This is a genomic window from Halobacterium sp. CBA1132 (assembly GCF_001485535.1).
In the GTDB taxonomy this organism is placed as follows: Archaea; Halobacteriota; Halobacteria; order Halobacteriales; family Halobacteriaceae; genus Halobacterium.
On the sequence record NZ_BCMZ01000001.1, the window covers coordinates 1794598 to 1816811 of the forward strand.

General features: G+C 67.7%; 23 protein-coding genes. 5 read left to right on the forward strand and 18 right to left on the reverse strand.

The genetic code is table 11. The annotated features are described in order from the left end of the window. Positions 1–20: 20 nt before the first annotated feature. On the reverse strand, positions 21–557 hold the full coding sequence (locus AVZ66_RS09385) for a hypothetical protein (protein ID WP_058983819.1): 537 nt from the start codon (positions 555–557) through the stop codon (positions 21–23). Positions 558–749: 192 nt separating this feature from the next. Between AVZ66_RS09385 and AVZ66_RS09390 the strand changes: the two genes are divergently transcribed. Beyond that, positions 750–1541, forward strand: coding sequence for a winged helix-turn-helix domain-containing protein (locus AVZ66_RS09390; protein WP_058983820.1), 792 nt, complete (start codon positions 750–752; stop codon positions 1539–1541). 29 nt (positions 1542–1570) lie between these two features. Here AVZ66_RS09390 and AVZ66_RS09395 read toward each other — a convergent pair whose 3' ends face one another. From AVZ66_RS09395 to AVZ66_RS09435, 9 genes are all read right to left on the reverse strand, one after another. Continuing rightward, on the reverse strand, positions 1571–2086 hold the full coding sequence (locus AVZ66_RS09395; RefSeq protein WP_058983821.1) for a hypothetical protein: 516 nt from the start codon (positions 2084–2086) through the stop codon (positions 1571–1573). Next, a complete protein-coding gene (locus AVZ66_RS09400; RefSeq protein WP_197407748.1) occupies positions 2076–2972 on the reverse strand; it encodes a signal peptidase I in 897 nt (298 codons plus the stop codon). The genes AVZ66_RS09395 and AVZ66_RS09400 overlap by 11 nt, the downstream gene beginning before the upstream one ends. Before the next feature lie 52 nt (positions 2973–3024). Beyond that, the gene (locus AVZ66_RS16630) at positions 3025–4071 is read right to left on the reverse strand and encodes a hypothetical protein (protein WP_058983823.1); all 1047 of its coding nucleotides are present in this window, start codon (positions 4069–4071) and stop codon (positions 3025–3027) included. A gap of 111 nt (positions 4072–4182) precedes the next feature. Then, positions 4183–4860, reverse strand: coding sequence for a hypothetical protein (locus tag AVZ66_RS09410; RefSeq protein ID WP_058983824.1), 678 nt, complete (start codon positions 4858–4860; stop codon positions 4183–4185). 2 nt (positions 4861–4862) lie between these two features. Beyond that, entirely contained in the window at positions 4863–5855 is a 993-nt protein-coding gene (locus tag AVZ66_RS16635; protein WP_058983825.1) for a SipW-dependent-type signal peptide-containing protein, read from the reverse strand. A gap of 118 nt (positions 5856–5973) precedes the next feature. Beyond that, positions 5974–7734: a SipW-dependent-type signal peptide-containing protein gene (locus AVZ66_RS16640; RefSeq protein ID WP_058983826.1), complete on the reverse strand. Its 1761-nt coding sequence runs from the start codon at positions 7732–7734 to the stop codon at positions 5974–5976. 124 nt (positions 7735–7858) lie between these two features. Then, entirely contained in the window at positions 7859–8689 is an 831-nt protein-coding gene (locus AVZ66_RS16645) for a SipW-dependent-type signal peptide-containing protein (protein WP_058983827.1), read from the reverse strand. 105 nt (positions 8690–8794) lie between these two features. After that, positions 8795–10399: a vWA domain-containing protein gene (locus AVZ66_RS09430; protein ID WP_058983828.1), complete on the reverse strand. Its 1605-nt coding sequence runs from the start codon at positions 10397–10399 to the stop codon at positions 8795–8797. A gap of 6 nt (positions 10400–10405) precedes the next feature. After that, positions 10406–11224, reverse strand: coding sequence for a SipW-dependent-type signal peptide-containing protein (locus AVZ66_RS09435; protein WP_082678871.1), 819 nt, complete (start codon positions 11222–11224; stop codon positions 10406–10408). Positions 11225–11478: 254 nt separating this feature from the next. Between AVZ66_RS09435 and AVZ66_RS09440 the strand changes: the two genes are divergently transcribed. After that, positions 11479–12009 (forward strand): hypothetical protein, encoded by a 531-nt coding sequence (locus AVZ66_RS09440; RefSeq protein WP_058983830.1) that lies wholly within the window; start codon positions 11479–11481, stop codon positions 12007–12009. 20 nt (positions 12010–12029) lie between these two features. Here AVZ66_RS09440 and AVZ66_RS09445 read toward each other — a convergent pair whose 3' ends face one another. Then, a complete protein-coding gene (locus AVZ66_RS09445; RefSeq protein WP_058983831.1) occupies positions 12030–12836 on the reverse strand; it encodes a hypothetical protein in 807 nt (268 codons plus the stop codon). Positions 12837–12929: 93 nt separating this feature from the next. After that, positions 12930–13637, reverse strand: coding sequence for a helix-turn-helix domain-containing protein (locus tag AVZ66_RS09450; protein ID WP_058983832.1), 708 nt, complete (start codon positions 13635–13637; stop codon positions 12930–12932). 97 nt (positions 13638–13734) lie between these two features. Here AVZ66_RS09450 and AVZ66_RS09455 point away from each other — a divergent pair, with 97 nt between their 5' ends. Next, complete coding sequence (locus AVZ66_RS09455) at positions 13735–14367, forward strand: metal-dependent hydrolase (RefSeq protein ID WP_058983833.1); 633 nt, start codon at positions 13735–13737, stop codon at positions 14365–14367. Positions 14368–14391: 24 nt separating this feature from the next. Further along, positions 14392–14874 (forward strand): GNAT family N-acetyltransferase, encoded by a 483-nt coding sequence (locus AVZ66_RS09460; protein WP_058983834.1) that lies wholly within the window; start codon positions 14392–14394, stop codon positions 14872–14874. Here the strand turns inward: AVZ66_RS09460 and AVZ66_RS09465 are convergent. The 3 genes from AVZ66_RS09465 to AVZ66_RS09475 all read right to left on the reverse strand — a co-directional run bounded on the left by AVZ66_RS09465 (position 14871) and on the right by AVZ66_RS09475 (position 17921). Further along, positions 14871–15446, reverse strand: a complete 576-nt coding sequence (locus tag AVZ66_RS09465) for a hypothetical protein (RefSeq protein ID WP_058983835.1) — start codon at positions 15444–15446, stop codon at positions 14871–14873. The two genes, AVZ66_RS09460 and AVZ66_RS09465, sit on opposite strands and share 4 nt — an antisense overlap. Before the next feature lie 98 nt (positions 15447–15544). Continuing rightward, positions 15545–17239 (reverse strand): potassium transporter TrkG, encoded by a 1695-nt coding sequence (locus tag AVZ66_RS09470; protein ID WP_058983836.1) that lies wholly within the window; start codon positions 17237–17239, stop codon positions 15545–15547. Position 17240: 1 nt separating this feature from the next. Continuing rightward, entirely contained in the window at positions 17241–17921 is a 681-nt protein-coding gene (locus AVZ66_RS09475) for a TrkA family potassium uptake protein (RefSeq protein WP_058983837.1), read from the reverse strand. A gap of 408 nt (positions 17922–18329) precedes the next feature. Here AVZ66_RS09475 and AVZ66_RS09480 point away from each other — a divergent pair, with 408 nt between their 5' ends. Continuing rightward, the gene (locus tag AVZ66_RS09480; RefSeq protein ID WP_058983838.1) at positions 18330–19754 is read left to right on the forward strand and encodes a replication factor C large subunit; all 1425 of its coding nucleotides are present in this window, start codon (positions 18330–18332) and stop codon (positions 19752–19754) included. Here the strand turns inward: AVZ66_RS09480 and AVZ66_RS09485 are convergent, their stop codons facing one another. The 3 genes from AVZ66_RS09485 to AVZ66_RS09495 are packed head-to-tail and all read right to left on the reverse strand — an operon-like array spanning position 19755 to position 22209. Then, positions 19755–20780 (reverse strand): amino acid ABC transporter permease, encoded by a 1026-nt coding sequence (locus AVZ66_RS09485; RefSeq protein ID WP_058983839.1) that lies wholly within the window; start codon positions 20778–20780, stop codon positions 19755–19757. After that, entirely contained in the window at positions 20777–21523 is a 747-nt protein-coding gene (locus tag AVZ66_RS09490; protein WP_058983840.1) for an amino acid ABC transporter ATP-binding protein, read from the reverse strand. Before AVZ66_RS09490 ends, AVZ66_RS09485 begins: the two co-directional genes overlap by 4 nt. Then, the gene (locus AVZ66_RS09495) at positions 21523–22209 is read right to left on the reverse strand and encodes an amino acid ABC transporter permease (protein WP_082678823.1); all 687 of its coding nucleotides are present in this window, start codon (positions 22207–22209) and stop codon (positions 21523–21525) included. Before AVZ66_RS09495 ends, AVZ66_RS09490 begins: the two co-directional genes overlap by 1 nt. Positions 22210–22214: the final 5 nt, after the last annotated feature.

Below are 22214 nucleotides of genomic sequence, written 5' to 3' on the forward strand. Positions count from 1 at the left end.
CGAAAATCCGACGACGGCAACTACGAGCGTTTCAATCGGTCGAGCCACGGGCTCCCCTGTTCGTGAAGCTGGAAGCCGATGGATAGCAACAGCGCGAGGAGCGCGCCCGACGAGTAGGCGGCCGGGTCGAGTGTCGCCAGCACCGGCGTGCTGGTGTAGCTGGCGAGCGCCGTGACGAGTCCGAGTACGACGACGCCGAGGTAGTACTCGGTCCAGGAGAGTTCACTCCGTTCGACGACTTCGAGGTAGATGTCGATTTCGTCCGCGCGGCTGTCCAGCTCGACCATCTTGGACGTGTCGTCGTACTGGACGATTCCCAGGGAGTCGAGTTTCGGCAGGTGGTTCTGGTGGAGCGTGACGTAGACGCTCTGTCGGGCCTGTCGCGGCGCCGGCGACTCCCCGGATTCGGCGGCCGCGATGTCGTTCGCGAGCGAACGCAGGTCTCGTGGCTCGTCGTCGCCGAGCAGTTCGAGAACGCGCCACCGCCGGTCGTTGCTCAGTACGTCGTGAATTTCCGCTCTGTCCAGTGGTTCGTCCACATCTCGTTCTGTGAGCATACGTGTCCCCCTCTCGTGGCCCCGGCCTGCGAAACTCCCCCGTTCCACGTCACCGAGGACCACACAAACAGTGTGCCACAGTGGAAGGTATAGTTAATTGACGACAATCGTCCCAGAACGTGAATATTTCCGCACATCCTGGGACGTAATTGACACGAATCACTATTGTTACACACAGTATGTGTTCGATTCATGGGGGTGGACCGTGACGAAGCCGACGTTCTCCGCACCGCTATCAGTCGGCAACGGGTCTTTCGGGTGTTCGAGGACGGGGGTGCGACGCGGTCGGACGTGCAGATGGCACTCGACGTGTCGCGTTCGACCGCCCACCGCGTCGTGAAAACGTTCGAATCGCTGGGAATCGTCGAGCGGCAGAACGGCTCCTACGAACTGACACCGTTCGGTCGTGTGGTCCAGGAGGAGACCGAGCGCGCGACCAGCACGCTGCGCGTCGCGCGCATGCTGGCACCGCTTCTGAGTACGCTCAAAGCGACCGACGAACCACCCGACCTCCACGCGTTCGAAGGTGCGACCGTGACCGAGCCCGAGGCCGGCGACCCCTACAGACCGATACGGCGGTTGCTGACGCTCGTGACGGAGTCTTCGAGAATCCGGGAGTTCGCGCCGACGACGCCCGACCCCGCCTACCAGCGCACCCTCTACGACCGGGTGCAGGCCGAGCTTCAGGCCGAGATACTCTACCCGGCTACGGTCGTCGACCACCTGCGACGCGAGAGCGCCGACGCGCTCGAACGCGCCATCGACGACGGCTCGCTGGACGTCTGCGTCGGCGACCCGCCGGCCTTTCGGTTGGTTATCGCGGACAAACGCGTCTACCTCGGAGGGTACAACGAGGAGGCGTCCCAGCTCCAAATCGTCGCCGACACCGCGGACGACAACGCCGTCGAGTGGGCCACGCGCTGTTTCGAGAACCACTGGGAGCGCGCGACGCCGTACGACGCGTACCTCGACGGGAAGCAGTAGGTCGGCCCGACGACGAACGCTCGCGGCACTCACTCCTCGGCCGTCGTCTCGCTCCGGGTCGTCGTCGAGAACGAAGACATCGGCGTACTCGTTGGCGTCGACGTGGCTGTCGCAGTCTCGTTCTGTTCCGTCGTCGTTGCTTCCGTCGACGTCTGTGTCGTGGTGGTCGTCTCGTTCACGACTGAGGTCGTCGTCGTGGTTTCGGTCTGCTCCGGCGTCGTTTCGTTCTCGGTCGTGGTCCCGTTCTGTTCCGGGGCCGTCGTCGTCTCGTTCTGCGCTGGAGTGGTGGTCGTACCGTTCCGTCCCTGAGTGGTGCCGTTGCCCGGCGAGGTGGCGGTCGGTGCGATCGTCGTGTTGTTCGCGGTCGTTCCCGGCTGTACGGTCCCGTTCGCGTTCGAGACAGTCACGCGCTCGCTGTGGTTGTCGACGCTGATAGACACGCCGACAGTCTCGGTGTCGGCGAGCGAGGCGACGGCGATGCCGCCGGTGAATCCCGCCAGTAGGGCGGCCACGACCATCACGACGATGCCGACTTCACGCGTCACTGTCCTTACCTCCGTCGGACACGTCGCCGCCGTCGGGAATCTCGCGGCCGCCCGGTCGGTCGCTGCGCTCGGGGGACTCCTCGCCGGCGGCGAACACGACGGTGACGAACGCGACGATCAGTACTGCGCCGGCGAACACGCCGACACTCACCGGTTCGAGGTCGCGGTAAGCGACGTACCCACTGTAGACCGCGAGCACGCCAAATCCCGCGGAACTCAGCTTGAGGTCGCGGGTCGTAATCGTGAACGCGTCGCCGCTGACGGTTTCGTGCGTCGACCCGGGCGGCGACGGGAGGTCGCCGACCCGGTCCATCCCTCTCGGCTTGCCGAGTTCCCCGACTGGCCGAGTGACGGTGACGTCGTTCGCCTCTCGGTCGTTCGTCGAGTCGCCGCGCGCGAACGCGTAGAGTTCGGACGCGACGAACGCGAGAATCGGCAAGCCGACGAGCACCGCGAGGCCCGTCGGCGTGTTCGCGAACAGCACCACGTGGCCGACGTACGGAATCGCGAACCAGACCTCGCCCGTCACACTCGATGCGGGTACGAGTGCGGGGTCGGGGTCGTCGTTGGCGTCGCCCTGCGTGCGGAACGCCAGCCCGTCCTCGCGTTCGACCACCTCGACGACGCGGTGCGTGACGGGCGTCGACTCCTCGGAGCGCACAAACGTGATGACGTCGCCGGCTTCGAGCGTGGCCGGGTCGACGTCGTTGACGACGACGGCGTCCCCGGGTGAGAGCGACGGCTCCATGCTGCTGGAGAGGACGACGTAGCTGGAGTCCGCGCCGACTAGCCACGGCGCCGCCTGAATGACGAACAGGGCGACGACGAGGACGGCGAGCACGGTCGCGACGGCGCTGACAGTGCGGCGGAGCGTGATGGACGTCACCGCGACCACCCCGTGGTTCTGCGGGCGAGCGGCGACATCGTGGAAAGTATCGTTACTGCCATGGGTTCGTTGGGTCGGTGTGGCGGCACTGGCTGGCGAACAGTTCGAGCACGAACGACAGCGACTCGCCGGCCGCGTCGGGCGTCTGGAGCGTCCAGTCCAGCGTGAGACACGCCGGCTCACAGCCGACGCAGCCGTCGTCGTCCGTGCAACCGTAGACGACGAAGTGGCTGAGGCCGCTGGGCTGGCCGCCGGGGTTCGTGCCCGCGAGCACGGCCGTCGCGGCGGACGCGCAGTCCCAGCGGTGTGTCACGAGGCCCGGTTCGTTCCCGCTGGCGCCGTTCCCACCGCCGGCGTGCGTCGGTTTGCCACCGCCCTTGACGTTCACGCGGCAGAACTCGACGTCGTCGGCGGCCAGGTCGACGCCACGGACTTCGTCGCCGTCGTCCTTCCAATGGACGCCCGTGATTTCGAGAGTGGTCGAGCCGTCGAGGGCCAGCGAACCCGGGACGTCGCCGACGGCCAGCGAGTCACCGGTCTCCTCGGCGACGAACGCCCCTCCATGGAGTTCGACCTTCCCGAGTTCCCGGCAGCCGCCGGCGCCGAGCCGGACGCCACCGTCGAACTCGTCGAGGAGCCCGGTCAGCGAGCCCTCGAAGATCGTGGCGCTGGCGTCGCCGCAGGTGGACGCGTATGCGAGCGTAACGTCGACCTCGTCGGCGAGCGCCGACGCCGGGCCGTCGGCCCGGAGCCAGACGCGACCGGGGTTGTCGCAGACGCGGAACGCGACGGTCGCCGAGCCAGACACCGGCCCGCTCGCCGGATCGACGTCGCGGAACGAGAGCGTGACGTCGGTCTCCTCGGCGAACGACGCGGGGAACGCCGCCGGGTCCTGTCGGGGCGTCGTCGTGACCTCGCCGTTGGACTCGACCAGCGTCGCGACCTGGAGGTCGAGCGACCCGGACGCCACGTCGTTCCCCGGGAACAGCTGGCCGTCCGTGAGGAACGCGTGCGTCCCGACGCCCGCTGCGCCGCCGACGCTCGCCGCGCCGGCGAGCGTGACACCACGAAGCAGTGCGCGCCGCGAGACGTCAGGCATCGCCGGTTCCCCCCGTTCCCGTTCGGGACACGACTGGAACCACGCCCACGGCAAGCATACTTATTGACGCGCTTAGGCGTTCAAGGACCGCCTTAATCCGGCTTGGAATGGTCACGGTCCATCACACGATTCGACGGTGAACGACAGCGACGTCCCGGCGCTGTCGCCCTGTATTCGGTTGCCAGTCGACGCCGCCAACGACCACGAGAGGCCGACGCAGACCGCGCTGTCCGGGTCGATGCAGTCGCCACCGAGTTGGACGCCCTCGGCGAGCGCGGCGTCGGCTTCGACCAGCGACCCGTTCACCAGCGTCGTCTCCGCGGCGTCGAGGTCGCCGTCGCAGCCGCCGAACCCCAACAACCCGAGCGTTCCGGTGTCGTACCAGACCGCGACGTCGAGCGCGTCGGCGAGCTCGCCGCGGTCGCCCGTCGTATCGCCGGCGGCGCGCTCGGGCTCGTTCCGGCCGTTCTCACTGTTCTCGGTGAGCGCGAGCGAGAACGACACGCGTGCGCTCTGGGTGGTGTCGGGGGTCACGCGGAACGCCACCGTCCCCGAGTCGCCCGGCTGGGCGTTCCCGACGCCGAGTACCGGGCCGTCTTGCTCGTCGCCGTCGTCGACGACCGCGCCGTTGTACGTCTCTCGCCAGTCCACGCGAACCGACGGGTCGCTGCCGACCGTCGTCGACGACTGGTAGGCGACCGCGTCAGAAGTGAGCGCTGTGAGGCCCACGAACGACGCCGCGCCCACGGTGGCGGCGGAACCGAGGAGTCGCCGGCGGCTCAATCCCACAGTCACCCCTCCGTGAACGGGTTCGTCGTCCCGTCGTTGTTCCGACACTGGACCGCGGCGAACGTGAGGTCGAAGGTCACGCTATCGCCCTGCACGACGTTCCCGACACTCGCGGGGAGTTCCCACTCGAAGCCGACGTACCGGACCTGCTCGTCGCCTGGCTGGTCCTGCGGGAAACAGTCACGGCCAGCCGTTCCGGGGTCGCCATCCAGCGGTATTCCGTCGTCGACCGTTGCGAGCAGGCCACCGAGCGTGCCCTCGAAGACGAGCGGGCGCTCGGGCGGCGTCTCGTCGCTCTCGCGGGTCTCGTCGCCGTCGTCGTACCAGAGCGTCACCTCGACGGCGTCGAGGAGTTCACCCGCGCTGGAGCCGTCGCCAGGGTCGTCCTCGGCCGCGGCGTCGAGCTCCGGCTCCGTGACCGCGCCCTCGCTGTTGTCGTCCAACGAGCCGCCGAGCCAGACGTAGCCGGGCTCGTCGAACAGGTGGACGCTGTAGGCGACCGACCCCGAGTCGCCGGGTTTCACGTCGTCGAGGTCGATGACCGGCCCCTCCACGACAAAATTCGGGGAGTCCGCGAACTGGTCGCGATACCGCTGCTCGACGACGGTGCGGTCGGTTTCGCCGAGGTCGCCGTACGAGGTCTCGTACGTGCTCGAAGCGACGTCGTCGCGGGTCCGTATCGGGTCCTGGATGCCGTCGGGCTCTTCGACTGGCGAGCTGTTCGTGAGGAGTTGGTCGGGGTCGTCCGGGTCGTTCTTGTATCGGTCCGGGTACGCGTTGACGTACTCGGTCTCGTTCCCCCGGCGGTAGCGTTGTTGCCAGTCCAGTCTCGCGTCCATCGTCCCCGCCGTAATCGTGTTGTCCTCGAACGTCTCGGTATCACCGAGCAGGGCAGTTGTGCCGAGGCCGGCGCTCGCCGACGCCAGTCCGACGCTGCCCAGCCCGGCGAGCACGTTGCGCCGCGAGAGCCGGTAGTGTTGCTCGTCGTCGCTCATGATTGGTTCCCATCCGGGGAAGGCCCACCGGTGGAGTCGAACCACCGTCCCGCGGCCGCCGCGGTACGAACCGGGTGCGTCGGGGTCCGTGTTCCAAGTGGGCTGGTCGGCTGCACGCTCAGCTGGGCGCGGTGTAGCTCCCCGACTCGTAGAGGGTTCCCTCGTCGGGGTCCGTGATCTGGATATCCACGGAACGACTCGAACCGTCGGTCGCCGGGTCGGTCGTCGTGTACGAGAGCGTGTACGCGGGTTCGGTAATCGCGCCGACGACGTCGTTCAGAATCGTGTCGAAGTCCGCGTCGAAGATGTCGATCCACGAGCCGTCGTCGACGTTCTCCGCGATGTCGCGCTTCGAGACGCTCCCAGAGCCGACGCTCGCAGGCGCCACGGCGTAGAACGAAAAGTTCCCGTCGTCGAGGAACGTCTCGATGTCCGACTGGCTGAACCGCGTGTCGGCGTCGGTCTCGGGCGACGCGCCGACGTCGGTGATGTCGATGACGACGCGCTGGGCGCCCGACCGGAACGCGGACAGCGAGGCGCCGGCGCCGTCCTGAGCGGCGGCGTTGCCGGTCGCGACCGCCAGTGCGTCGAGATTGTCCTCGGGCGTGTCGCCACCACCGGACGCGCTCAGTCCGTTGACGGCGGTCTGGAACGTCGACGCGTCGGTGAAGTCCTGGTCCAACTCCTCGAGGTCCTTGAACGAGACGAGCGCGTAGCGGGCGTCGATGCCGGCGTCCTCGATGTCTGTCGTGAGCGACGTGACCTCGCTCTGCAGGGTGCTAATCTCCCCGCTCATGCTCCCGGTGTCGTCGAACACGACGACGATGTCGACGATGCCGCCGGAGTCGAACGTGACGTCCAGCGTCTGTGCACAGCCGCCCTCACAGACCGCGAAGTTCGACGCGGTGAGGTCGCCGGCGTTCCCCGCCGGCGTGTCGACCCGAACGCGCGCGTCGACGGCCGGGAAGCCCGAAGTCGCGTCGGGACCGACCGAGAGCAGGTTCGAAAACGCGTTGTCCGTCGGTCCGGGTTCGAACCCGCAGTCGACGCACTCGGCGTCGTCGCCGTCCGCACACGGGTTGTGCGTGCCGTCGTTGTTCCGGCACTGCTCGGCGTGGAACTCCAGGTCGAAGCCCACCGAGTCGGACTGAATCTCGTTGCCGACCGTCGTGGGGACCTCCCAGTCGATGCAGAGGCAGGCGTTCTCGGCGTCGGCGCCGCCGGCGTAACACTCCTGGTCGCCGGGCGCGAGGAAGCCGCTCTCGCCGGCGTCGCTGTTGCCGTCGCCGTCGAGGGGGACGCCGTTCCGGATGGCCGAGAGGAACGCCGCCAGCGACCCCTCCCAGACGTCGGCGATTTTCGTCGTGTCGTCGGGGCCGAACTCGCCTTCGGGCTCGGACGCGGCGACGTCGACCGAACAGTAGTCGACGTCGACGGTGACGTGCTGCGCGAGCTCGCCGTTGCCCGGGCCAGTCGTGTCGTCGACGTCGGTCTCCGGTTCGGGCTGCCCATTCTCGTCGTTCGCCGTGAGCTCGCCACAGACCCACAGGTACGCGGGGTTCCCGTCGATGCGTGGACAGAACGCCAGCGAACCGCTGTCGCCGGGCTTGACGTCGGAGAGCTCGCCGCTGACCGTGCCGCTCTCGTTCTGGGTTCCCTGGACCTGTCCGGAACCGGCCATTCCCTGGCTCCAGTGCGAGTAGTAGTCGACGAGCAGGTCGAGTGTCCCTGCGGTGATAGTGCTGTTCTCGAACGACTCGGTGTCGTTGAGGTACGCGGACGTGCCGAGCCCAGCGCCCGCCGACGCGAGGCCGACACCGCCCAGTCCCGCCAGTACCTTCCGCCGCGAAAGCCGATAGCGTGGATTGTCGTCGGTCATGGTTGCTCCCCCCTCGGGGAAGACCCACTGGCGGAATCGAACCGCCGACCATCGGCGACGCGGCGGCCCCAGAGTGAGCCGCGAGTGCGCCGACGAGTGCCAGCGTGGGCTGTGCGCGCCATCGCTACGCGCCGCTGAACGGGTCGCCGTTGTTCCGGACCTGCTCGGCGTCGAACCGGAGCGTGAACGTCACCGAGTCGCCCTGCACGTCGTTGCCGACGCCGGGCGGGAGTTCGAACAGCTGGTAGTAGTGGACATCCGCGCTGTCGCTCGTACTCCCCACCTCGATTGGCGTGCCGCTCGGGTCGCTGAGCAGTACGCCGTCGCGGTACACGTCGTGGGCCTCGTCGAGGGTCGTGTAGTGCGCCCCGCTGGCCGTGACGCCGCCGAGGTCTGGTGGCTCGTACCCGGGCAGCCACGTGTCGTTGTGGTCGGTGGTCTCGTCGAGCATCTGGAGCTTCGCGCGGTCGGATCCGGCCGTCGTGTCCTTGCTGCCCCAGATTGTCGTGAGCAGCGCGGCGCCGAGGTCGCCCGGCGAAGCAGTGTCGGTCTCTGCTTCCGGGTTGTCGCCCTCGGCGTTGCTGTAGTCCTCGTCGACCGACGTGACCTGCACGTAGCCGGGGTTGCCGTCGATCTCGACGTGCCAGTCGAGGATGAACCAGTCGCCCGGCTTCATGTCGTCGACAGTGATAGTGACGGTGTTCCCGTCGGCCGTGTCGTCGGCGTCCTCGTCCGTGGAGTCGACGACGGGGTCCGGGAGGTCCGGACTCTTGTCGTCGACATCCACCGACACCACCATGTTCAGCGCACCTGCGGTCAGGCTGTTGCCCTCGAAGGACTCGGTGTCGTTGAGGTACGCGGTCGTGCCGAGGCCGGCCCCTGCCGAGGCGAGTCCGACGCCGCCGACGCCGGCGAGCAGCTTCCGCCGTGTGAGTTCGTATCGTTTGTCGGTCATCTGTGTCGCTCCCCTAGCGGGGAAACCCACCGGCGGAGTCGAACCGCCGAACTGCGGCCCGGTGCCGCGTCACGCCAGCGTGGGTCGTGGTCTGGTCCTGTGCGTCTACGACGGTGCCGTGGTCGTGCCGTCCGTGGAGCCGCTGCCCGTGCCGTCGTTGTTCCGGCACTGTTCAGCGTAGAATCCGAGGTCGAAACTCACGGTGTCGCCCTGAATTTCGTTCTCGACCTCGCCGGGAATCTCCCAAGCGAACCCGAGACAGTGGCCGACGTGCGGGTCGAAGCAGGCGCGTCCCTCGGCCGTCCCGGCGGCGTCGAGCGGGATGCCGTCACCGTCGGAGAGCGCCGAGAGTGCCTCGTTGAGGGTGCCCTCGAAGAACACGAGCTCCGAGGTGAACAGCCCGGCCAGCCCCTCGAACGTCCCCGGGAGGTCGCTGGGGTCTTCGACGTCCCGGTAGTACGAGGCGTCGTTCCCCGCCGACCCGTCCTCGCCGGCCATCTCGGTCAGCGTCGCGTCGTTGGCGTCCGGGCCGATACCGACGGTGTACACGTCGGTCGCGGGCGCGGGCGAGGCCGCGCGGGCGTCGTCTGCCGCACTCGTCGGCGAGATGTACGTCGTACCGTCAGCGCCCGAGAAGGAGTTCCCGTTCGAGAAGACGAGGTCGACGGCCTCCGCCTGCATGCGGCCGTTGGCCCCGAGTTCGTCCTGAGCCTCCTGAATGCCCTCACCGATGAACGTGCCTTCCGCGACGTCAACGTCCGCGTACGGGTCCGCCGTGCTCGCACCGACAATGGTCGCGAGCGTCTGCCGGAGCCCGTCGAGCGCGCCGCCCGATGCGGTCAGCGTCGAGAGGTCGTCCGTCAACGGCGCGGCGAGTTGAACGTGCGGCGACCCGCCCGAGGAGCCGTTGAAGAACACGACGCCGACCTGCGAGTCGGCACCCAGGGAGTCGAGTTCGTTCACGAGGTTCTTCGCGCCCTGCTCGACGAGGTCGATTTTCGTCGTCTCGTCGTGCCCGAGGATGGGGTCGTCCTCGTCGACGACGCCGCCGAACTCGTCGTACAGCATCGAGCCGGAGACGTCGATCGTGAGCATGATGTCCGCGCGGTTTACGCGGTTGTCACAGTCCTCGTCGTACCACAGCCGGACGTCGATGTTCTCCGCGAGGTCCGCGGAGTTCTCCGAGTCGACTTCCTGCTCGGGTTCCGGGTGCGCGCCGCCGTCCTCGGAGACGTTACCCGCCTGCATCCAGACGTAGCCGGGGTTGTTACAGAGGTGGAGGCTGAACGTAATTTCGCCCCTGTCTCCGGGTTTCACGTCGGATAGCGAGACCAGCGAGTCCTGCTCGCCGAAGCTCTCCTCGTAGTTCTGGTCGAAGTTCTCGCAGGTGAGGTGGTCGACGAGGTTCCGGCCCTCGTCGCTGTACTGGTACACCTCGTCGTCGATGCTGATGGACTGTTCGCCGTCGCCGTCGTGGTCCGGGTGCGCGTTGACGAACTCCCAGGACTCGGTCGGCCCGTAGTAGGACTGCTGCCAGTCGACTTTCAGGTCGAGCGTGCCCGCGGTGATTGTGTTCCCCTCGAACGACTCGGTGTCGTTGAGGTACGCGGACGTCCCGAGGCCAGCGCCCGCCGACGCCAGTCCGATGCCGCCCAGTCCCGCCAGCACCTTGCGGCGGGAGAGTTCGAACGAAGTGGATTTGTCACTCATCGTTCCTCAGGTCCCCGTGGAATTGGTCTCGGTGCCGTTGCCAGCGAACGGGTCGCTGTTGTTCCGGGACTGCTCGGCGTCGAAGACGAGGTCGAAGCTCAGGGAGTCGCCCTGAATCTCGTTGCCGACCTCCGTCGGGATTTCGAGCAGCAGGCAGAGTTCGGCGGCGTTCGTCGAGGTCGGTTCCTCGCTGCCGCCGAGCGTGACGCCCGTGCTGTACGTGTCGTAGGCTTCCCGAAGGGTGGTGTAGTGAGTGTCGTCGTCGACAACACCGCCCTCGTCACGCGAGGAATTCCAGCTCTCGGCCTGACTACCGCCGTCGACGTTCGTCGTCCCGTCCAATCCGGAGAGGCCGCTGCGGTCTCCCGAGTCGTCGTAGCTGTCCCAGATGGTCGCGAGAATCGCGTCGTCGAGTTCGCCCTCCTCGGCCGATTCGTCGCTGCCCTCGGGCTCCGTGTAGCCGTTCTCGCTGGACGTGAGTTCCGCGGTACTGACCTGGAGGTAGCCGGGGTTCTCCTCGATGGAGACATCGAAACAGATGATACCCCAGTCGCCGGGCTTGACGTCGTCGATGGTGACGCCGGAGACTGCTTCACCGTCCGCGGTCGCACTGAGGTCGACGGCGCTCGACCAGTACGAGCTGGCCGCTTCGACGGTCGCGGTGACGCTCATGTCGAGCGTGCCCGCGGTGATTGTGTTGTCTTCGAACGATTCGGTGTCGTTGAGGTACGCGGATGTCCCGAGCCCGGCGGCGGCACCGGCAACCCCGATGGTGCCGAGACCGGCGAGCACGCGACGGCGCGTGAGTTTGACTTTCTTCGACATGGTCTGGTCGGGCCCAGCCACCGTGGCGGGCTCTATCACACCCGTGTCGGGACGACCCCATAGCTAATCGCGCAATTGCGTCGAAAACGACCGATTTGAGCGCCCTAAGGCACGCATTGATATTTTAACACGTCGCTTGCCGGCCGCTAAGAGGGTCGCTACGCGCGACCACAAGAAGTAAGGATTCCAATAAAACTCGGCGTGTACCGGTAAGAGAGCCGATAAATAAGCCGACAGATTGCGCGTGACCGAACATGGCGCTCACGCGGTCCACGACGCTCGCCGAGACGGACATCCACGACATCCTCCGGAACGACCGGCGACGCCGCGTCCTCGAACACCTCCAGGAGTCTCTCGGTACCGTCACGCTGCGCGAACTCGCGGAGACCATCGCCGCCCACGAGTCCGGCGAGCGCCCGCCGCCGCGGCAACTCCGCGAAAGCGTCTACAACTCCCTCCACCAGACCCACCTCCCGAAGCTCGACCGCGAAGGCGTCGTCGCCTACGACGAACACCGCAAGACCGTGGAACTCCAGGCGGGCGCCCGGGACGTCAACGTCTACATGGAGGTCGTCACGAAGTACGGCATCACGTGGGCGGACTACTACCGGACGCTGGCGACGGCGTCGCTCGTCGCCGTCGTCGCCGTCGAGCTCGGCGTTCCCGTCGTGGAGGTCATTCCGGTGTTACTGGTGGTGAGCACGGCGCTCGCGGTCGTCGCCGCGTCCACCGCCTACCAGCTGTGGACCCGGCGGTGGACGTACCTCCGGGCACTCCTAGATTGAGCGTGGGGTCGTCGGCGAAGTCACTTCTCGGGGAGCGGCGCTTCGAAGATGCGCTCGCCACACGACGTACACGAGGCCGCCACGACCGGAACCGAGCGACAGCACGACTCGACGGTCTCCTCGCCGAGTTCGACGCGACCGTCGCAGACCGAACAGCGGTCGAGCCACAGGCGCAGGCCAGCGAGGAGCTGAGTGCGTTCCGCGAAGCCGCGCTCGTCCCACCCCGGGTCGGCGTCCGACAGCGCCACCGCACCGGCGGCGTCCGCGACGAACGCCGCCCGCGACGGCCACTTCGCGATGGACGTGTTCTCGACCCGCGCGACGACGGTCGCACCCCGGAATTCGACGCTGGCGGAGTCGTCGAACGACGCGGGGAGCATGGAGTCGAGCACGCCGTCGACGTCGTCGGCGGCCGCCGGCATCGCCGAGCGCCAGCTCCTGCGGAACGCCCGGGCCAGACAGAGGTCCTCACCGTCGGCACACGGCTCCAGTGCGCCCGCGGTGACGAGCGCGCGCTCCGGGTCGAACTCGGCTCCCGCGTTCGACGCCGTGTCCGCCGGCCCACCGTGCTCGAAGTACGCGAGCACGCGCTCGGGGAGGTACCGCTTCGTGAGCGTCGGCGTTCCCGGGACGACGTAGCCGCGAGCCCACACTAGCGCCGCGCCGAGAACGACGGCGACGACGCCGACGGCTGGCGCGACCCGGGCGGCGAGCACGAGCGCGACGACCGCGACCAACGCCAGGTTCAGGAGCGTGCACGGGAGACAGCGGTTCTCGCCCGTGTACTCCGGGCGACGGAGTTCGGTGACCACGCGGCGACCCTGCATGCACGAGGGTGCGTGGCCGAGTGAGTTAGGTATCAGTGCGCTAATCAATCTGAGCGGCGCGCTAAACTGCGTTCGTCGTCCCACGCTGGCAGTTCATGCGTGCTCTCGGAGCGCGGCCAGCATCTCGTCGATGTCCATCTCCGTGACCGCCAGCGAGTAGCCGTCGCGCTGGGCGAGCGCGGGCGCGTGCTCCCAGAGGTCCTCGGTGGAGAGGCCGTGGAGGAGGACGGCGTTCGGCGTGGGCTTGAGCACGCGGAGCGCGATGCCGGGGCCCTCGCCGCGGGAGACGTTGGTGAATCCGATGACGCGGCTCGTCGACTGGCCGTACAGCCGGTAGAAATCGCCGGCGCGGAGCCGCCGGATGGCCTCGATGGAGTCGACGACCGTGTGGCCGGTGACGGTGTCGCGGTCGCCCTCGACGACCTCGGTGGCGTCGACGGCGTCGTACAGCTCGTCGGTGGAGAGCGCAGTGGAGTACTCCTGCAGGTCGAGGACGACTTCGCTGTCGAAGCCCGCGGAGAGTACGCGCCCGTACTGGCGGATGTGGTCGCCGCCGCGACGCTGGTCGATGTCCAGCAGGGCGTCGACGACGCGCGTGACGAGTGCGATGCCGGGGCTGGAGCGGCGCCCGCTCTCGTAGTCGGAGACGACAGACGACGAAACGTCGAGTTCGTCGGCGAGGTCGGTCTGGGAGACGTCGAAGTCGGTGCGCCACTTCCGGAGCGTGGCGCCAGGGTCGTCGCTGAGCGTGATGTCGCCGGCGATGCGCTCCGCGAGGTCCGCGCGCGGGTCGTCAGTCATGACCGAAAGTCGGGTGTCGCCGGCAAAAAGCCTACCGGAGAACTTCGACACGTGCCGAAGGGAAAGAGCCATTCTCGTGTGAGTCGTTACCACACTCATGCCTTCGACGGTCGTCCACGTGGCGTTCGGCGCGCTCGTGGCGACGGCGCTGCTCCGAGTGTTCGACGCGAAGACGCTCGCCGTGGTCTGCGCGTTTGCCGCGCTCCCGGACGTCGACACCTTCCTCGGCGTCTGGATAGCCGGCGGCCACCGTGCCATTCTGCACACGGCGCTGTTGCCCGCCGTCCTCGGCGCGCTGGTCTTCTGGGACACGCGCCGCGCGGAGTCGTGGCTCCACGCGAAGTTCGGCCGCAACGGCCCGCACGTCGCGGTCGCGGGCGTCGTCGCGTTCCTGTTCGGCGGCATCCTCCCTGATTTGATGACCAACGGCGTGAACCTCCTCTACCCGCTGCACGACCGCTTCTACACGTTCGCGGGGTCGCTGGAACTCTCCAGCACGGAGGGCGTCGTCCAGACGTTCGTCGACTTCGGCGACGACCCCGGAGGCGGCGGTACGGTCGGCGGGACGACCGAGAACACGCACTACTACACGGGCGTCGACCTCGAACGCGGCAGCGACCCCGCGAACGCCGAGCGCGTGTTCCCCGTCGTCGCCTCGGGCTTCCAGTTGGTCGTCGTGCTCACCGCCATCGCGGGCGTCGTCGGGCGGTTCCGGGAAGCCAAACGGTAATGTCGCGCCGAGCGAACGCGCGGTATGGTCAGGCCGTACGCGGACGCCGACAGCGACGCCCTCTGGGCACTGAAGCGCGGCTTCGAGACGGGACTCGGCGAGGGGACGGGAGACGAGGCCAAGCAGGCCACCTACGAGGCGAAACTCGACGAGGCGTACCGGAGCGACTGGCTGGACTGGGTCGGCCGCTGTGTCGGCGAGAACGAGCGCTGCATGCAGGTCGCCGAGGGCGAGGACGGACTCGCGGGCTACGTCTTCGTACTCCCCGAATCGATGGCGTTCGTCTGGGACGCCGCGGTCCTCAACGAGATTTACGTCACTCCCGAGTTCCGCGGTACGGGCGTCGCGGACGACCTGATGGACGCGGCTCTCGACGCCGCCCGCGACCAGTCGCTACCGCTGGACCGACTGGTATTGGACGTGGACCGAGAGAACGAGCGCGCGAAGGCGTTCTACGAGCGGTACGGCTTCCAGCACTGGGGCGAGATGGTCGCCCGCGACCTCTAAGTGGACGTGACGGCGCCGAGCACGCCACCGACGGCGCCGAGGACTGCGGGGTAGACGAGGCCCGCGAGCAGCACGCCGAGCGCGTACTCGGGGTGAATCGCGCTCCCGCCCGCGGCGTACTCGAAGACGAACAGCCCGACGGCGGCGAGCACGACGTAGCCGGCGAGGACGCTCGCGCCGGCCTGCGCGCCGGCGGCGGCGTCGCTGGCGTTGGCGTAGCGTGCGACGACGAAGCCCGCGAGCACGACGGCGACGGCGGGCACGAGGTACAGCAGCATCGACGCGTCGCCGTTCGAAATGAGGTTCTGCGTCGCCTGTCCGCTGCCGAACGTCGGGACCGTAAAGGAGACGCCGTGGGCGTTGTAGAACAGCCACCCGACGGCCTTCCACGTCGGAATCGGGTCGCCGCCGAATAGTTCCACGATGGCGTTGTACCCCTCCAGTTGCTCGCCGACGGTGGAGCCCTGCCAGAGGTAGGTGACGAGGTAGCCGAGGACGTACGCGACGGCGCCCGCGGCGGCACCGACGCCGACGTTGGCCGCGAGGGAGTTACGTGAGCGGGGTTGGGACATGGTTGTGATGCTCGCCGTAGAGTAAAAAGGCTTTGTGGCGACTGAGTCCACTGAAACGGATTGAGCCCCGCTCGAACGGAAGAGTGGCGGTCCGGCAGTCAGGGGTTCAGCCCCGAGAGCGCGGCGCGAGCGAACACGAGCACGGGGATGATTTCGAGGCGGCCAACCCACATGTTGAGCGTGAACATCGCTTCCGCGAGCGGCGACATCCGCGGGCCCGTGATTCCCGTGGAGAGACCGACGTTGCCCTGCGCGGACGCCACCTCGAAGAGCGCGTCGGCGTACCCGAACTCGGGGCCGGCGAGGTTCACGAGGGCGACGCTGGTGGCGGCGAGCACGAGCAGCCACAGCAGGGAGACGATGGCCGCCTCGCTGAACTCTCGTTCCATCTCCTCGCGGTCGAGCACGCGGTCGCCGATGCGCGCGGTGACGACGGCGTTCTTCGGCAGGAACACGCGGGAGAACTGCCAGACGATGCCGCGGGCGATGGTGTACCCGCGGATGATTTTGACGCCGCCGACCGTCGACCCGGCAGCGCCCCCGACGACCATCGCGCCGACGACCATCACTTTCGCGCCGGCGAGCCAGCGGCCGATGGGCGCCGACTGGAACCCCGTGCAGCTCAGCGCGCTCACCCACTGGAACGTCGAGTCCCGAATCGCGTCCAGTTGGGCGGCGTCGAGCGACGGCACCGAGAACGGGAGGAACGACTGCGTCGCGAACGCGCCCGACGTCGAGGGTACGGAGAGCACGTTCTGCGCGGAGAGGGCGGCGACGCCCACCGCCAGCAGGACGAACAGCCAGCGCGTCTGGAGGTCCGAGACGAGTTCCCCGAACTCCCGGTCGTGGAGCACGACGTAGTGGACGGGGAACGCGATTGCGCCGACGACCATGATTGGGAGGAGCGCCGTCTCGACGAGCGGCGAGTTGTAGGTCGCAATCGAGTTGTCCGTGACGGAGAACCCGCCCGTCGTGAGCGCGGTCATCGCGTGGTTGAGCGCCTGCCACGCGACCTCCCACGTCTCCAACGACTGGGCGTACTCGCTGTCACTGTAGTGAATCGCGGCGAACAGCAGGGCGACCGACACCACGGTGTACCCGACGACGAGCTTCCAGACGGTGCGAACCGTGGAGACGACGCTCGGGTGAATCTTCTCCTCGCGGGCCTCGCTCTGGTAGAGCGCGTAGCTCCCGCTGCCGGGCCGGGAGAGAATCGAGACGGTGAGGACGATGACGCCGACGCCGCCGACCCACTGGATGAGCGACCGCCACCACTGCAGCGCGCGCGGGAGCGACGGCTCGTGGACGGCCATCGTCAGCCCGCTGCCCGTCCACCCGCTCATGCTCTCGAAGAACGCGTGCAGGGGGTCGCGAAAGTACGCGAGACTCGACAGCGTCGTCGTGCCGCCGACGCTAATTGGCCGCCACGCGCTCGTGTCCATCGCCGCCGGGACGAACGCATCCATAGCCGCGGGCGGTGTCAGCCACGCCGTCGCGAACAGCGGGAGCGCGCCGAACGCCGCGACCATCAGCCACCCACCGGCGGCGATGACCATCCCGTGTTTCATCTTCGGGTCCGGTGCGTCCGCGAACCCGCGGTTCGCCGCGCCGCCGACGGCGGCCGTCACGCCCGCTGCGAGGAAGATGGCGAGCGCGGCGTGGAACTCCCGGAACGCGAGCGCGACGAGCGAGGTAATCGCCATCAAGCCCGCCTCCATCAACACCAGGGACCCGACGTCTCGGGCGATGATTCGCAAGTCCGTCGGGAGCACGCCGCCGTTCTGTCGAGTCATGCTACGAGCGGTCTTCTGTGTGACCGAAGACGTCAGTTACCTCGGGCGTCGCGCCCTCGCTGGAGTACACCGTGAGCAGGTCACCGGCCTCGATGCGGGTGTTCCCCCGGGGCGTTATCGGCTCGCCCTCGTCGCGCTCGATGGCGACGACGAGCAACTCGCCTTCGAGCAGCCCCTCTTCGTCGGCTTCCCGCAGCGTCTTCCCCGTAATCGGAGCGTCGGCTTCGACGGAGATCTCGAACACCTCCGCCTCCTCACCGATGCGCATGAAATCGACGATGGACGGCCGCTTGACCGCGCGGTAGAGGTACTCCGCGATGAGTCGCTGGGGGTTCTGCATCGTGTTCACGCCGATCTGCCGGAACAGGTTCATGTGCTCGGGGTTGTGGACGACCGAGACGACGTCCGGGACCTCCAGTTCCTGCGCGAGCAGACACACCATCACGTTCGTGGCGTCCTGGTCGGTCGTCGAAATCAGCGCGTCCGCCCGGTCCGCGCCCGCGTCCTCCAGCGTCTCCTTCGACGTCGCGTCGTCGTTGATGACCAGACAGTCGTACTCCCGCGACGCCCGCTCTGCGCGCGCCTCGTCGCGCTCGATGACGACGACTTCGTTGCCCCCCTTCGTGGCGATCTCGATGAGGGGAGCGCCGATGTCACCTGCGCCGACGATGACGATATACATTAGCGACAGTGTTCAGGGCCGACAAGTGAAAGCCTATCGTTCTGTCCGACTAGGCGAAGGACGCTCCCTGACGGTGGTTACAGTGCCTCTCGGGCGACACGTCGCGGAAACGGTGGCGTTCGGTCGCGCGGCTCGCGGGTCGCTTCGCTCACGGTTCACTGCGTTCACCGTCTTCTCGCGGGCTCCGCCCGCTCGAATGGTCCGAGGGACTTCGTCCCTCGCTATTCGCCATTCCGTGCTCTCCCGTCCGGTCGAGCACGCGCTCCCCGCTCGCGGTAACGTGGGCTCGCTTCGCTCGCCCACGCGGCTCACGGCTCCCGTTGGTCGCCGTTCGCTCTAACGTGGCCTCCCTGCGGTCGGCCACGCTCTCCGCAACCACTAAACGCGGCTCGCGCCTTCTTCCAGTTAATGACCGACTGGACGGAGAAGTACCGCCCGTCGTCGCTGTCGGAGGTCCGCGGGAACAACAAGGCCCGCGACGCGCTCCGGGAGTGGGCGGACACGTGGGAGGACCACCGGGAGGCCGTCATCCTCCACGGGAGTCCGGGCGTCGGGAAGACGTCGGCGGCGCACGCGCTGGCGGCCGACGAGGGCTGGGACGTCGTGGAGTTGAATGCCTCCGACCAGCGCACGGCGTCGGTCGTCGAGCGCGTCGCCGGCGAAGCCGCCAAGTCCGGGACGCTGACGGGCGGCGCCGGGGGGCGCAAACTCGTCGTGATGGACGAGGCGGACAACCTCCACGGGAACGTCGACCGCGGCGGCTCCGCGGCCATCACGGACCTCGTGAAAGGGTCGACGCAGCCAATCGTGCTCATCGCCAACGAGTACTACGACATGAGCAACACGCTCCGGAACGCCTGCCAGGACATCGAGTTCCGGGACGTCTCGAAGCGCTCTATCGTCCCCGTGCTGCGAGACATCTGCCGGCGCGAGGGCATCGAGTACGACGACGAGGCGCTGGAGGCAATCGCCGAGCAGAACTCCGGGGACCTGCGGTCGGCGGTCAACGACCTGCAGGCGCTCGCGGAGGTCGAAGAGACGCTGACCGTCGACGACGTGGTGATGGGCGAGCGCGACCGCACCGAGGACATCTTCGACTTCCTCGACGACCTCATCAAGAACTTGGGCGCCCAAGAGGCACTAGAGGCCGCTTACAACGTCGACGAGACGCCCGACGACCTCATCAACTGGGTGGAGGACAACGCGCCCAAGGACTACTACGGCGACGAGCTCGCGGACGCCTACGAGTTCCTCTCGAACGCGGACATCTGGCTGGGCCGGGTGCGCGCGACGCAGAACTACTCGTACTGGCGGTACGCGACGGACAACATCGCGGCGGGCGTAGCGGCCTCCCGCCAGCACGACCACGGCGGGTGGACGCGCTACGGCCCGCCGTCGTACTGGCGGAAACTCGGGTCATCGCGGGGCACCCGGGAGAAGCGCGACTACGTCGCGCGGAACGTCGCGGAAGTCAGTGGCTGTAGCATGTCGACGGCGCGGCGGAAGGTCGTGCCGTTCCTCGCGACGATGACCCACCACTGCAAGAACCGCGAGTTGACCGTGGCGATGACGGCGGCGTACGACCTCGACGCCGAGCACGTCTCGTTCGTCACGGGCTCCGGGGAGACTACGAACAAAGTGCAGTCTATCGTCGAGGACGCCGAACAGCTGCGCTCGGAGCGCGCCGTCGAACACTCCGGGGGCGCCTTCGAAGGGAGCGCGAGTTTCGAGGAGGATGTCGACGTAGCAGCCGAGGACGACGAAGACGACGAGGAAGCGGAGGAGAGCGAGGGCGGGGACGACGACCAAGCGGGCTTGGACGACTTCTTCTGACTACTCCGCGGAGGAGCGCCCGCCCGCGGACCCGCCGACGCCGGGAATCGCGACGCGCTGGCGAACCCACTCCATCGTAGTCGTCGCCGACAGCACGAGCAACACGTAGACGACGGCCGCCAGCACGAACAAGTCGAGGAAGCGGTAGTTCGCGTAGGCGGCGGACTCGGCGGCGTGGTAGAGTTCCGAGACCGTGATGAACGACGCCAGCGAGGAGTACTTCACGAGGTAAACGAGTTCGTTCGTCCACGACGGAATCGCGAACCGCAGCGCCTGCGGCAACACGACGTGGCGAATCCCCTCGAACTGGGTGAGGCCGATTGCGCGCGCGGCCGTCAACTGTCCAGGGTCGACGCCCTCGATGGACCCCCGGATGTACTCCGCTTGGTAGGCGGCGCTGTTGATGGTGAACCCGACGACAGCGACCCACACCGCTTGCGCGGGGACGATGCCGCTGCCGACGAACGGCACGGCGGCGAACCACCGCGACAGCGGGAGCGCGTAGTACAGCACGAACAACTGCGCGAGCAGCGGTGTCCCGCGGATGAGTTCGATGAACGCGAGCGCGACCCAGTGCGTGATGCGGCCGTAGACGCGCGCCGCAGCCAGCGGCACCGCAATCACGAGGCCGAACGCGATGCCCAGCGTCGTGAGCACGACCGTGAGCCACGCGCCCGCCGCGAGGTCCGGGAGGTACGTCATCGCGAACGCGACGGAGCCGAGGGCGTCGCCGACGGCTCCGACGAGGCCGAACACCACGGAGCCGAGTAAGTCCGCGATGTCTCCCGGCCAGCCGAACAGCACGGAATCAAGCAGGTCCGCGACGCCGCCACCGAACAGCGGCCCGCCGCGCGCCACCTCGCCGAGTGCGGCGCTGGCGTCGGCGACTGGCTGGGGGTCGAAGAAGGGCTGGCCGACGGGGGCGAGCACGCCGCCGAACCAGTCGTTGAGCAGGCGCACCGACAACCACAGCCAGAAGACGCCGAGGATTGCGTCCCGAACGAGTCGCTGCTTGCTCCGGGTCATTGGCCGCCGTGGAGCTGCGTGAGGCGGCTGAGGAACGCCTCGGTGCGCTCGTTCTCGGGGTTCTCGAAGATTTGTTCGGGCGGCCCCTGCTCGACGAGGTTCCCGTCGTCCAGGAACAAGACGTCAGTCGCGGCCTGTTTCGCGAACCCCATCTCGTGGGTGACCACGAGCATCGTCATGCCCTCGTCGGCGAGGTCGCGCATCACTTCCAGCACTTCCCCGATGAGTTCCGGGTCGAGGGCGGACGTCGGCTCGTCGAACAGCATCAGTTTCGGGTCCATCGCGAGCGCGCGAGCGATGCCGACGCGCTGCTTCTGCCCGCCCGACAGCTCCGCGGGGTAGGAGTTCGCCTGCTCGCGGAGGCCGACCTGTTCGAGTTGCCACGCGGCCTTCTCGACGGCTTTCCGCGGCCCGTAGTCGAGCACGCGTTTGAGGCCGAGCGTGACGTTCTCCAGCGCGGTGAGGTGCGCGAACAGGTTGAAGTCCTGGAACACCATCCCGACCTGCCGGCGGAGGTCGTCGGCGTCCAAGTCGTAGATGGATTCGCCGTCGAGGCTGATGTCGCCGTCGTCGATGTCGGTGAGGCGGTTGACACAGCGGAGCATCGTCGACTTCCCCGAGCCCGAGGGACCGACGAGCACCTTGACGTCCTGTCGTTCCATCTCGAAGGAGATGCCTTCGAGAACGCGTTCCTCGCCGTAGCTCTGGTGGACGTCGTCGACGTCGAGTAGTGGGTCAGACATTAGTGGTTACCTCCGGGAATGGCGACGTGGCTGTGGAGCCGTTCGATGCCGCGGTTGACGGTGAACGTCAACACGAAGTAGATGAGCGACGCCGCGAGGAACACTTCCAGCGCGGCGGTCGTCTGGATGGAGAAGAGGTCGTAGCTGCGCTTGAGGAGTTCCGCGACGCCAATCGCGTACGCGATACTGGTGTCCTTGAGGACGATGGTGAACTCGTTCTGGAATCCCGGGACCGAGCGCCGCAGCGCCTGCGGCAACACGACGCGGCGGATGGCCTGCAGTTTCGAGAGGCCGACGGCGCGCGCGGCCTCCATCTGGCCGCCCTCGACGCTCTCGATGGCGCCCCGGAAAATCTGGCTCTGGTAGGCCGCCGACCGCACACCGAGCGCGAGCGTCGCCGCGAGGAACGCCGGCGAGACGCCGAACGCGAAGTACGTCAGCGAGATGATGACGAGGATGGGCGTGCCGCGCACGATGACGCCCAGCGGCCGCACGACGCCCTTCGAGTACTTGCCGCCGTAGGCTTCGACGACACCCAGCGGCAGGCCGACCGCGAACCCCAGCACCATACTGAAGAACGTCAGTTTGACGGCGAGCCACGTTCCGTCGAGGAAGAACTGTCGCTGGCGCCAGACGAACTCCCAGTCGCCGGGGCCGGCTTGCAGTACGAGTTGCGTCGGGTCCATCGAAG